Raw genomic sequence first — 11,897 nt, forward strand, 5'->3', positions numbered from 1 at the left:
CTAGAAATGAGTGGAGAACTTGTGTTTGAAGGTCACTTGCGTGCGGAAGTCCTCGCCGCTGCGACCGGCCACGTCCTCGTGCCGGCCGTAGAGGGCTTCAAGACCGATGAGAAGGGCGGGGTAGGGCGTGTAGAGCAGGTTGGCGCTGGCGTAGATACCCCTGTCGAACTCGGCGTCGGCCTGCTGGTTGCGCGCGTCGGCGTCATTGATGGAAAAGCCGATTGATGAGCTCCACTGCCCGGACCAGTAGCGGTCGTAGTAGAGCGTGGTGCCCAGGACCGGCACCGGTTCTTCCTCGAAGTTTTCCGGCGCCAGGTTCACGCCGCCGTCGTTCATGAAGCTGGCGATCCCTTCGCCGTAGACCAGGCCGAACTTGAGCTGGTCGCGGCCGATGCTGTTGATCGCCCCGGTAACGTTGAGGCCCCAGCCAGTGTCCTCGAACGTGGGTTCGTTGTCCGGCGTGCCGCGGGTTTCAAATTCCAGCCGGCGCAGTACGCCCGCGAGTTGCAGGTGGCCCCAGTGGCCCGCCAGGCGATAGCGGGCGGTGAGGTCCGGCAGTTCGGTGCGCGCGGTGGCCGCGTCGTCAAAGGCCGGGGATATCTCGCCGAAAATGCCCGTGTTGAAGCTGGCGTTGGGCTGCTCCAGCGCCACGGCGAACTCGTCCTCGCCGAGCGCCCAGGTATAGCGCAGTTGCGGGTTGCGATTGAAGGCCATGCCGGAGGGCCCCCACCAGTCGACGACGTTGGGGAATATACCGATGTCCATGAAGTTGGAGTTGGTCTGGCCGAAGCCGAGTCCGCCGATCTCCACCCAGGCGTGACGCAGGTTGAAAGTGGTGTCGCCGGTGCTGCTGCCGGTGCCGAACATGTCGAACTCGAACCAGCCCTTGACCAGTCCCGCCGGGGTATCGGCGCTGCCGCGCAGGCCCATCGTGGATTGGCGGACGCTGAGCAGGGTGGAGCCATCGTCGCCGAAGATCCCGTCCACGGTGGGGATGGTGGAGGGGCGCAGGGTGGCTTCATAGTCCGGGTCGACCCGTTTGAAATCATGGATCGCGTCCAGCTGCAGGTGACCGTAGAGCTGCAGGTCGAGGGCGTGGTCCGGCGCTACTGTCCCGGTGGCTGCTTTACCGGCGGCCTGGCGCATGGCGTCCGGGGCCGGTGGCGTTGTCGTCGCGCCTTTGAGCTGTTGCAGCTCGGCTTCCATGCGTTCCAGCATACGCTGCTGCTGTTGCATGAGTGTCTTTTGTTCGGCGAGCTGGCGCTCGAGTTCACGGATACGGTCGGCGTCGGCGGCGAGCGCGACAACGGGTGGCAACAGCGCGAGGGCCAGTACCGCTGCGAGGGTTGTCCTGGGAAAGGGCATGGCAACATCCTGTGATCGTTATTGGCTCCATGGGTACTCCGACCTCATAGGGAGTATAGATCAAATCGGATGGATTACCGGGGCAGGGTCGCCAGCTGTTCGCACATTTGCCGTGCGCCCTGCAACAGGCGCGTGGTAGGGCGCTGTAACAAGTCCGGGTGGATGAAAAAAAGCGCCTGGTCTCGCACCGCCCGCAGGTGGGGGTAGGCCCGCCACTCGTCGAGCCACTCGGGACGGGCGGCGCCCATGCCGCTGGCGAGGATGACCTGGGGGTCGCGCGCCAGTACCGCCTCCACGTTGATTTTCGGCGCCAGGTAGTCGGCGTCGTCGAAGATGTTGCGGCCGCCGCAGAGTGCGATGACATCGCTGACGTAGTGTTCGCCATTGAGTGTCTGCAGGGGCTTGTTCCACACCTCGTAGAACACGCTTACCGGCTTCTCGCGGCCGTATTCCCGTCGCAGGCGCGCCAGTTCGTCCTCGAACTCGCTCGCTCGCCGTTCCGCGACCTCGCCGGTGCCGGCGAGCAGGCCGATGGCGCGCAGGGTGCGGGGGATTTCCTCCAGCCGGCGCGGTTCGCTGACGTAGACCGGGATACCCAGGCGCTCCAGGGTCGGCAGGCCGTCCAGACCGTTACCCGAGCCCCACATCAGCACCAGGTCGGGTTGTTGCGCGATGATACTCTCCAGGCTCCAGGCCTGGTAGCTGCCGACTCGCGGAATGGCGCGGGCCGCCTCGGGGTAGTCGCTGTGGCTTACCGCGCCCACCAGTTTGTTACCGGCGCCAGCGGCAAAGGCGTTCTCCACGGTGTGTGGGGCGAGGGCGACGATGCGTTGGGCGGGTTGTTCCAGCGTCACCCGGCGGCCGGCGAAGTCGGTGACCTCCAGGGCGGCGAACGTGGGCAGGCTGCTCCAAAGCAGCAGCCAGAGACAATGGCGGATCATGTGTGTGTTTCGCCCTCCTGGACGTGGGCCTGATGGAAGGTGGCCATTTGCGCGTGCAGGCGCAGCGCGGACTGCAGTATCGGCACCGCCACCGCCGCGCCGCTGCCCTCGCCCAGGCGCATGCCCAGGTCAAGTAGGGGGTCCAGTCCGAGGGCGTCCAGGGCGCGGCCGTGGGCGCCCTCGCTGGAGCGGTGGGCGGCCATCAGCCAGGGGCGCAGGCCGGGGTTGATGGCCGCCGCCAGCAGCGCCGCCGCGGTGGCGATAAAGCCGTCCACCAGGACCGGGATGCGGCGTTGGCCGCAGCGCAGGTAGGCGCCACAGAGAGCGGCGATCTCCAGTCCGCCAAGGCACTGCAGGATGCCCAGTGGGGCATCCAGCGCGCCGGCGTGCAGGTTCAGGGCTGTGTCGATCAGCTCGCGCTTGCGCCGCAGAGTGGCATCGTCAATGCCGGTGCCTCGGCCAGCCACTGCGGCGCCGTCCAGGCCGAGGTGGGCGGCGCAGATCGCCGCGGCGGCGGTGGTATTGCCGATGCCCATTTCGCCGGCGATGAATAGCTGGCAGTCCAGCATGTCCACCTGGGCCTTGCCGGTCTCCAGGCAACGCTCGGTCAGTGCCGCGGACAGAGCCGGTTCTTCGGAAAAATCGGCGGAGCCCGGTGCGAGTTGCAGGTTGTGCAGTTTGGGGGCGTTCGCGACCGGCTCGAAGGTACCCATGTTGACCACCGCGAAATCCGCGCGTAGCGGCTGGCTGAGTACGCTGATGGCGGCGCCGCCACCGACGAAATTGTCGACCATCTGGGCGGTGACCTCGGGGGGGAAGGCCGACACGCCGCGCCGGCTGATGCCGTGGTCGGCGGCAAACACCCGCACCGCCACCCGCGACAGCTCGGGAATGGCCCGCGACTGCCAGCCGGCGAAATCCACCGCCACCTTCTCCAGCCGGCCGAGGGAGCCGGGAGGCTTGGTGAGTTCATCCTGGCGCTTGCGCGCCAGGTCGCGGTGTCGCTGGCTGGGGGCGGGGCATTCCCCGTAGTACCACGTCATGCTGTGTTCATCTCTTTCAAGGTCAGCGGCAAGCCGGCAGTGACCAGGGTGACCCGGTGACACCGCGTGGCCAGGTCCTGGTGCAGTCGGCCACTCTCATCGACAAAGCGGCGGTTAAGTTCACCCATCGGCACTACGCCCTGGCCCACTTCGTTGCTCACCAGCACCACGTCCGCCGCCAGTTGCGGCAGGGTGTCCAGCAAGGTCGCGCGCAGTTCCTCCCATCGGCCCGCGGCGAGGCAGTTGCTGAGCCACAGCGTCAGGCAGTCGACCAGCAGGCAGTGGCCGGGGGCGTCGAGTTCCGCCATGGCGCCTGACAATAGCAGCGGCTCCTCGCGCAGCTGCCACGCGGCGCCGCGTTGTTCCCGGTGGTGGGCGATGCGCGTTTGCATCTCTCCGTCGCGGGCCTCGGCGGTGGCGATGTAGAACAGGGTTTTGCCGCTGTCGCGGGCGCACTGCTCGGCAAAGCGGCTTTTACCGCTGCGCGCGCCACCCAACACCAGGTGCATCACGGGTGCACCACCAGCGGTGCGCCGCTCAAGGGGTGGGTGGCGATGTGTACCTGCACGCGGAAAACCTCCTCAAACATGCGCCCGGTGAAGACCTCCGCCGGCGCGCCCTGGCAAACCTGCCGCCCGTTGCGTAGCACCAGCACTCGCTGGGCCATGGCGGCGGCCAGATTGAAATCGTGGGCGACCATGACGACCGCGCAGCCGGTGGCCGCGAGTTGTCGCAGCGAGGCCATGACCAGGTCCTGGTGTTCCAGGTCGAGGCCGGTGGTGGGTTCGTCCAGCAGCAGTACCCGGGTGTCGCTGTCCGCGGCGCGCCACAACTGGGCCAGTACCCGTGCCAGCTGAACTCGCTGGCGCTCGCCGCCGGAGAGGTGGGTATACAGACGGTGGCGCAGGCGTTCGGTGTCGGTGGCCCGCATCACCTCCGCCAGCACCACGCGGTCCTCGGCGGCGCCGGAGGCGTGGGGGCTGCGGCCGAGGAGGATGACTTCCTCCACGCGGAAGGGAAAGGCCAGGGTCGATTGCTGGGGCAGCATGGCCAGTGCACGGGCGCGGGCCAGGCGGGGCCACTGCGCCAGCGGTTGTCCCCCCAGGCGTATTTCGCCCTCGGCGGTGTCGATGCCGCCGGCCAGGGCGTGCAGCAGGGTGGACTTGCCGGCGCCATTGGGGCCGAGCACCGACAGGATTTCCCCCGGCGCCAGGCTGAAGTCGATGCCGGCCAGCAGCGGCGGTCCATAGGGAGCGGCGCTCGCGCCGCGCACGTCCAGCGCCGCCATCACCGCATCCCGTATTGCGCGCGCTGGCGCAGCAGTGAAATGAAAAACGGCACGCCGATGATCGCGGTGACAATGCCCACGGGCAATTCGGTGGGCGCCATGACCACCCGCGCCAGGGTGTCCGCCACCACCAGCAGGATGGCGCCGGCCAGCGCCGAGGCGGGAATCAGGCTGCGGTGGTCCGGGCCGATGAGCAGGCGCATGATATGTGGCACCACCAGGCCGACGAAGGCGATGGTGCCCGCCAGGGCCACCGAGGCGCCGACACCGACCGCCACGAGTACCACCAGCGCGATCTTGGTGCGCTCCACGTCGATACCCAGGTAGCGCGCCTCGGACTCTCCCAGCAACAGGGCGTTCAGCGGCGTCGCGAACAGCGGCAGGCTGCCCGCCACCACCAGGCACACGGCGGCGGCGAAGGCCAGTCGGGTCGGGTCGGCGCCGTCCAGGCCGCCCATGCGCCACAGGCTGATGCGCCGCAGCACCTCGCTGTCGGCGTGGAATTCCAGCAGATTGCCCACGGCGCCGGCCAGCGCGGAAATGGCGATGCCCGCCAGCAGCATGGTGGCCACCGAGGTGCCGGCGGTGGAGGAGGCCAGCCGGTATACCAGCAGCACCGCCAGCAGGCCCCCCGCAAAGGCGCCCAGTGAAATCACGGTGATGCCGCTCAGGCCCTGCAGGCCGGCCCCCGCGGCGACGATGGCAATGCTGGCGCCCAGGGAGGCGCCGGCGGTGACGCCGATCAGCGAGGGGTCCGCCAGGGGGTTGCGGAACAGGCCCTGCATGGCGGCCCCGGAGCTGGCGAGAATGGCGCCGATCAGCGCCGCCAGCAGCACCCGGGGCAGGCGGATCTGCGCCACGATGACCCCCGCCTGGCTGAATTCCCCGCGCCACCACGCGAGCACGCCGCCCAGGGCCTCCCCCGGTGACAGGGTCACCGCGCCGCTGCCGATGGCCACCACCAGGATCACCGGCAGCAGCAGGCTCAGGCCCCAGAGGACCCGGCGGGTAGCCACGGGGGCGTGGGCGATCATTGCGCGCCGCACCATTGCGGGAACAGGGCGGGCAGGTCGAGGTGTTGCTCCAGGCAGTCCGCCAGGCGGTCGATTTCCCCCTCGCGCAGGGCGTCGCGATCCACCGCCTCGGCATTTTCGAGCCCCGCCCATTCGAGCAGCGCCACGCAGGCGGTCTCGCCGTCGAACAGGCCGTGCAGGTAGGTTCCTGCCACCTGGCCGTCGGCGCTGCGGGCGCCGTCGTCGCGGCCGTCTTCCAGGTGGGCGAAGCGCGTGCATTCCCCGGCGCCCGCGCGGCGGGTGGAGACACCGCAGTGGATTTCATAACCATTGACCGGGCTGCCGCAGGGCAGCGCGCCGCGGGTTTGATGCAGGGCCTTGTGGCGGGCTAGGGTGGTGTCGATGTCCAGCAGGCCCAGGCCGTCACTGCCACCGGCCGGGCCTTCCACGCCGTCCGGGTCGTCGATGCGATGGCCCAGCATCTGGTAGCCGCCACAGATACCCAGCACCCGGCCGCCGTAGCGCAGGTGGCGTTGCAGGTAGCCCTCCCAGCCCTGGGCGCGCAGCCAGTCGAGGTCGGCGCGCACGCTTTTGCTGCCCGGGAGGATCACCAGGTCGGCGGGGGGCGGCGCCTGCCCGGTGGGTACGTAGGTGAGGTCGACCTGCCGGTGGTGGCGCAGGGCGTCGAAGTCGGTGTGGTTGGAGATGCGCGGGAAGACCGGCACCACCACCCGCAGGGCGTTGGCGGCCTTGTCCCCCTGGTCCGGGGCGATGGCGTCCTCGGCGTCGAGTTGTAGATGGTGCAGGTAGGGCAGTACCCCCAGCACCGGCTTGCCGGTGCGTTCTTGCAACCAGTCGAGCCCCGGTTGCAGCAGGGCGATATCGCCGCGGAAGCGGTTGATGACGAAGCCCTGCACCCGCGCCTGCTCCGAGGGGGACAGGAGTTCCAGGGTGCCCACCAGGTGGGCGAACACACCGCCGCGGTCGATGTCGGCGACGATGATCACCGGGCAGTCCACCGCCTCGGCGAAACCCATGTTGGCGATGTCCCGGTCGCGCAGGTTGATCTCGGCGGGGCTGCCGGCCCCCTCCACCACCACGATATCGTGGGCCGCCTGCAGGCGCTGCCAGGAGGCGAGCACCGCGGCCATGGCGGTGCTTTTGTAGTCGTGATAGGCCCGCGCCCCCAGGTTGCGCACCGCGCGCCCGTGGATGATCACCTGGGCCTCGCAGTCGGTACTGGGTTTGAGCAGCACCGGGTTCATGTCGGTGTGGGGCGCGATGCCCGCGGCCTGGGCCTGCAGGGCCTGGGCGCGGCCGATCTCCCCCTGCTCGGGGGTGACGGCGCTGTTGAGGGACATGTTCTGGGGCTTGAAGGGCGCCACCTTGACGCCACGGCGGCGCAGCACGCGGCACAGGCCGGTGACCAGGATGCTCTTGCCGGCATCGGAGGTGGTGCCCTGCACCATCAGCGCATCGGTCACGGGCACGGCGGCCTCAGAAGTCGACGCCGCGGCGGGCCTTGATGCCGGCGCGGAAGGCGTGCTTGACGTCCTTGACCTCGGAGACCGTGTCCACCAGTTCCTGCAGGGCGGCGCCGCCGCCGCGGCCGGTGACCACCACGCTCTGTTCCCGCGGGCGGTTGGCGATGGCGTCGAGAATCTCCTGCTCCGGCAGGTAGTCGTAGCCGATCATATAGGTCAGCTCGTCCAGCACCACCAGGTCGTAGGCCGGGTCGGCCAGCATGCGCCGGGCCTGTTCCCAGGTCTCCCGGGCGGCGGCGATATCGCCGCTGCGGTCCTGGGTGTTCCAGGTGAAGCCGGTACCCATCTGGTGAAAGTCGACTTCCGGCAGGCGGTCGCGCAGGAAGATTTCCTCGCCGGAGAGCTGCTTGCCCTTGATAAACTGCACCACGCCCACCTTCATGCCGTAGCCCAGGGCGCGCAGCACCATGCCGAAGGCCGAGCTGGACTTGCCCTTGCCGTTGCCGGTAACCAGCACGGCGACGCCGCGCTCAAGGCTGGCCTCCTCGATGCGGGCGTCCACCTTGGCCTTTTGCTTCTGCATGGCCGCCTTGTGTTTGGCGTCCTTGCGCTGTTGCTTGTCGTCGCTGTCGCTCATTGCGGGCCTCGTGTCGGATGTGGTGTTAGAAGGAGTAGCGCACGCCGGCGTAGGCGGCGGCGCCGGCGGTGTTGTAGCCGCGCACTTCCTGGTAGTCCTCGTCCAGGAGGTTTTCCACCCGGCCGTAGATTTCCAGGCCCCGCCACAGGGCGTAGCTGGCGTTGAGGTCCACCACCTCGTAGTCGTCCAGGGCCTCGCCGTCGATGCCCTCGGCGTCGCGAGCGCTGCGCACGTGCAGGGCGAGCAGCAGGTCGCCGTTCAGGGGCTGCCAGTTGAAGCTGAGGTTGGCCAGGTGTTCGGGACGGCGCACGCGGGTGGAGCCATCGGCGTCCTCGCTGTCATTGTAGGTGTAGTTGCCGCCGAGCCAGAAGGTCTCCCCCAGGGGCAGGCGGGCGATGAGTTCCACGCCGCTGGAGTCGCTATTGCCGTCGTCCTGCAGGTAGCCGGAGTAGTTGTTCAGGTCGAAATAGATGGCGTCTTCAATGCGCTGGTCGAAGTAGGTGGCCTCCAGATACAGGCCATCGTCATTGGCCCAGACCACGCCCACATCCAGGCCCTCGCTCTGCTCGGCGTCCAGCTCCACGGTGGAGGCCGGCGGGGTGGCGAAGCTGATGTTGTAGGCGATCTCGTACAGACTGGGGGCGCGGAAGCCGGTGCCGTAGGCCGACTTGAACTTCAGTTCGCCGCCGGCCATGTCGATGAGATAGGCGCCGCTGACCCGGTAGCTGGTGTGGCTGCCGAAGTCCTCGTTGTCGTCGTGGCGGGCGCCGGCGGTGAGATAGAGGGCGTCGCCGAAGCCGCCCTGGACTTCGAAAAACACGCTGTCCTGATCGCGTTCGCGGTCGAAACTGCCGTCGTCGATGGACTCGGTGAGGCGCTCGGCGCCGTACACCAGGCGCAGGTCCTCGCTGGCGGCGAAGTTGCCGAGGTAGCCCCATTTATCCAGCGATCCGTCGGCGCCGAAGCTCGGCAGGCCGTCGGCGTAGTTCTGGCGTTCGGTGTCGTTGCCGGTGTAGGCCAGCTGGTGGCCGAAACGCCCGGCCTGGTAGTCGATCGCCGCGCGCCAGGCGTCCTGCTCGAAGTCGCTGCCGCAGGCGTCGGTGGGGGCGAAGGTGTCGACGGTAAAACAGTCGTCGTATGCGTTCTCGCCCTCGGTGTTGCGCGCCACCAGTTCCAGGCGCAGGTTCTCGCTGGCGTTCCAGCCGACCCGCCCGTGCAGGGTGGTGTTGTCGTAGCCGTCGTCGTCGTGCGCGGAGGTATCGTCGCCGCGGGCATTGAAACCGTCGGTTTCAAAGTCAGTGGCCGACAGGGCGAAATCCACCTGTTCGTTGCCGCCGCCGATATCCGCCGTCAGCTGGCGGGTGCCGTAGCGGCCGCCCTCGGCGCTGACCACGCCCTGCAGGCCCGGTTCGCCGCTGCGGGTGGAGATATTGACCACGCCGCCGGCGTCGGCGCCGTACATCAGGCCCTGGGGGCCGCGCAGGATTTCCACGCGCCGCACCCCGGCGCTGAGGATCTCCTCGAAGCGCGGACCGTGCTGGGTGGCGGAGGTGTCCGCAACATCGATGCCGTCGATGTAGACCTTGGTGCGGTAGCCCTCCTCGCCGCGGACGCGCAGGGCGGTGGGCTTGCCGGCGCCGCCGGTATTGCTCGCGGCGATACCGGGCTGACTGCGCAGCACGTTGTACAGGCTGTCAAAGCCCTGGTTCCGGATGTCTTCCTCGGTGATCACCGAGACCGAGGTGCCCACCTGGCGCAGGGGCATGGGCACCCGGGAGGAACTCACCACCACTTCTTCCATGCTGTACTGCGAGCGGGTGTCCCGCGCGGGAATGTCGGTGGCGGCGTACAGCGCCGGGGCACAGGCCAGGGCTGCAAGGGGGGCGATTCTTTTCATGGTAAAGCCTCAATTGCCAGGTCGGGTTGGCGACTGAGGGAGGGGATTCGGGGGAACGCAGCGCCTGCGCACAGGGCCGGGCAACCTCGCATGAAGCCCTCCGCTCCATCGTTGCGCGCGCCAGGCAGGTATCGGGCTTACAGCAGTGCTGATTACCGTTGCGGGGGCAGCGGTGGAATGGGGCGGGCGGGCCCACCGTAACCACACTTCCCATTTAACCCGCCCAGCCCTTTGCGGAGAAAGGACGGCAGGCACCTGGCTCGGGCGGCCACTCTAGTGCGGTGCCGGGGGCTTGTCAAACCCACTGCACCGGGGCGCAGTGGCTGAATGCGTGGTCGAACATCGCCGCCGCGCCGCCGCCATCGAGCAGGCTGGCGAGGGCGCGCAGGGAGCCGGCGTGGGCCACCACCAGCGTGCCGCCGGGGTGGGATTCGAGGACCTCTTCCCGCCACGCCGCCACCCGCTGCCACAGATCGCGCCCGCTCTCGCCCCGTGGGGGCGCGGCATCCAGCCAGTGGCTGCCCCAGTGCCGCATGCGCGCCGGCTGCTCCCGGTAGAGGGCGTCCCAGGACCGTCCCTGCCAGTTGCCGAGGTGGATTTCGCGCAGGCGGGTATCCAATCGGGGACGGATACCGCTGCCCGCCAGCAGGATGTCCGCCGTTTGTCGCGCCCGCAGCAGGTCGCTGCACCACACCTGGGTGGGCAGTTCACCCTGCCAGCGTTCGCGCAACTGCCGCGCCTGCTTTTCCCCGGCCGCGCTCAGTGGCACGTCGAGCTGTCCCAGGCAGTGACCGGCGGGGATCTCGCACAGCGCGTGGCGCAACAACAACAGGTGAGTCCGGTTGCGCATTCAGGTGGCGAGGGCGAGCAACACGAGATACACCGCCAGTTCCGCCAGCTGGTTGCCGGCGCCCAGGGTATCGCCGGTGAGGCCGCCCAGCTGGCGCAGGCAGTGGCGGCGCCACAGCGCGATGACCGCGGCCAGCGTCACCAGCAGGGCGGTGAGCGCCTGCCCCTGCAAACACAGTACGCAGGCCAGGGCGAAGGCGCTGGCCGCGGCCAGGCGGCCGTTGGCCACCCCGGGTACCAGGGGGCGGCCGCTGCCGGCTTCGCCGCCGACATAGGGGGTGAGGCGGATCAGGGGCAGCGCGGCCCAGCGTCCCAGCACCTGTCCCAGCACCAGCGCCACGGGCACCGCGTTGGCGGAGACGCCCGCGAGCGCGGACAGCGTCGCCACCTTCAGCAGCAGCGCCATGACCAGGGCGAGGGCGCCGTAACTGCCCAGGCGCGAGTCCTTCATGATGCGCAGCTTGTCCTTCACCCGCCAGCCGCCGCCCAGGCCATCGGCGGTATCGGCCAGGCCGTCTTCGTGAAAGCCGCCGGTGGCCAACAGCATGGCGGACAGCGCCAGCAGCACCGCAATCAGCGGCGGCCAGAGGGCAGTGGCCAGGTAATAGGCCGCGGCGCCAATGGCGCCCACCAGCAGGCCCACCACCGGGAAATACATGACCGAGCGGGCGAGCAGGGCGTCGCTGTGGGTGGCCAGCGGCACCGGTATCCGGGTGAGGAAGGTAATGGCGCAGGCCAGCGCCTGCCACTCGGAGTGATCGGTGGACGCGGAGCCTGGCGGCGGGGCGGTGGACATGGCGTTGATCCGGGGGCTGGCGTAAAATCGGCCGCCCACCTTACTAGAGAGCGGTTCGCAGTTGAAGCCAGACCCCCGACAGACCGCGGAAGTCGCCCGCCTGCTCGGTCGCGAGCCGCGCGGGCTGGAAGCGATCGCGGTGACCGCGCCCGACGGTTCGCCGCGGGTGATCCGCGTGGCCTCCCTGGTCGACGACAAGCCCTTTCCCACCCTGTTCTGGCTGGTTGATGCGCAGCTGAACTATCGCATCGACCAGGCCGAGGCGGGGGGACTGATCGCCCGCCTGCAGGCGCGCATCGACGCCGACCCGGAGCTGCAGCGAGCCCTGCGCGCGGACCACGCGGCCCATATCGCGTTGCGCGACAGCTATATCACACCCGTCTTGCGGGCGCGCATCGAGGCCCTGGGTTTCACCGCGGTGCTGGCCCGCCGGGGTATCGGCGGAATCGAGGATTTCACCCGCATCCGCTGCCTGCACACCTGGTACGCGGCGCACCTGGTCGTCGCCAATACCGTGGGCAAGCTGGTCGACGCCTATTTCCAGGAGCAGGCCCGCTGACCGGCGCAGTTGCCGGATAGCCAAT

12 protein-coding genes and 1 riboswitch are annotated in these 11,897 nt (G+C 68.9%); of the genes, 1 reads left to right on the forward strand and 11 read right to left on the reverse strand.

Annotated features, from left to right (window positions below):
- The 11 genes from JYP50_RS06435 to cobS all read right to left on the reverse strand — a co-directional run bounded on the left by JYP50_RS06435 (position 1) and on the right by cobS (position 11,313).
- Positions 1-1,365, reverse strand: coding sequence for a DcaP family trimeric outer membrane transporter (locus JYP50_RS06435; RefSeq protein WP_206559660.1), 1,365 nt, complete (start codon positions 1,363-1,365; stop codon positions 1-3).
- Positions 1,366-1,439: 74 nt separating this feature from the next.
- Positions 1,440-2,306 (reverse strand): cobalamin-binding protein, encoded by an 867-nt coding sequence (locus tag JYP50_RS06440; protein WP_206559661.1) that lies wholly within the window; start codon positions 2,304-2,306, stop codon positions 1,440-1,442.
- On the reverse strand, positions 2,303-3,349 hold the full coding sequence (gene cobT / locus JYP50_RS06445; protein ID WP_206559662.1) for a nicotinate-nucleotide--dimethylbenzimidazole phosphoribosyltransferase: 1,047 nt from the start codon (positions 3,347-3,349) through the stop codon (positions 2,303-2,305). Before cobT ends, JYP50_RS06440 begins: the two co-directional genes overlap by 4 nt.
- Positions 3,346-3,861: a bifunctional adenosylcobinamide kinase/adenosylcobinamide-phosphate guanylyltransferase gene (cobU, locus tag JYP50_RS06450; protein WP_206559663.1), complete on the reverse strand. Its 516-nt coding sequence runs from the start codon at positions 3,859-3,861 to the stop codon at positions 3,346-3,348. The genes cobT and cobU overlap by 4 nt, the downstream gene beginning before the upstream one ends.
- The gene (locus tag JYP50_RS06455; RefSeq protein WP_206559664.1) at positions 3,858-4,637 is read right to left on the reverse strand and encodes a heme ABC transporter ATP-binding protein; all 780 of its coding nucleotides are present in this window, start codon (positions 4,635-4,637) and stop codon (positions 3,858-3,860) included. Before JYP50_RS06455 ends, cobU begins: the two co-directional genes overlap by 4 nt.
- Positions 4,637-5,671, reverse strand: coding sequence for a FecCD family ABC transporter permease (locus tag JYP50_RS06460; protein WP_206559665.1), 1,035 nt, complete (start codon positions 5,669-5,671; stop codon positions 4,637-4,639). The genes JYP50_RS06455 and JYP50_RS06460 overlap by 1 nt, the downstream gene beginning before the upstream one ends.
- On the reverse strand, positions 5,668-7,119 hold the full coding sequence (locus JYP50_RS06465) for a cobyric acid synthase (protein ID WP_206559770.1): 1,452 nt from the start codon (positions 7,117-7,119) through the stop codon (positions 5,668-5,670). Before JYP50_RS06465 ends, JYP50_RS06460 begins: the two co-directional genes overlap by 4 nt.
- 28 nt (positions 7,120-7,147) lie before the next feature.
- Positions 7,148-7,771 carry a cob(I)yrinic acid a,c-diamide adenosyltransferase gene (cobO, locus tag JYP50_RS06470; protein ID WP_206559666.1) on the reverse strand — a complete coding sequence of 208 codons (624 nt, stop codon included), beginning with the start codon at positions 7,769-7,771 and terminating at the stop codon, positions 7,148-7,150.
- A 25-nt stretch (positions 7,772-7,796) separates the two neighbouring features.
- Complete coding sequence (locus tag JYP50_RS06475) at positions 7,797-9,668, reverse strand: TonB-dependent receptor plug domain-containing protein (protein ID WP_206559667.1); 1,872 nt, start codon at positions 9,666-9,668, stop codon at positions 7,797-7,799.
- Between the two features lie 106 nt (positions 9,669-9,774).
- Positions 9,775-9,942, reverse strand: a riboswitch (cobalamin riboswitch).
- Positions 9,943-9,963: 21 nt separating this feature from the next.
- A complete protein-coding gene (locus tag JYP50_RS06480; RefSeq protein WP_206559668.1) occupies positions 9,964-10,518 on the reverse strand; it encodes a histidine phosphatase family protein in 555 nt (184 codons plus the stop codon).
- Positions 10,519-11,313, reverse strand: coding sequence for an adenosylcobinamide-GDP ribazoletransferase (gene cobS, locus JYP50_RS06485; protein ID WP_206559669.1), 795 nt, complete (start codon positions 11,311-11,313; stop codon positions 10,519-10,521).
- A gap of 61 nt (positions 11,314-11,374) precedes the next feature.
- On the opposite strand from cobS, the gene JYP50_RS06490 reads away from it, so the two are divergent.
- A complete protein-coding gene (locus tag JYP50_RS06490) occupies positions 11,375-11,872 on the forward strand; it encodes a DUF501 domain-containing protein (RefSeq protein WP_206559670.1) in 498 nt (165 codons plus the stop codon).
- The last annotated feature ends 25 nt before the right edge of the window (positions 11,873-11,897 follow it).

Origin of the sequence: Parahaliea mediterranea (assembly GCF_017255185.1) — a bacterium.
Lineage (GTDB): Bacteria > Pseudomonadota > Gammaproteobacteria > Pseudomonadales > Halieaceae > JAFKCZ01.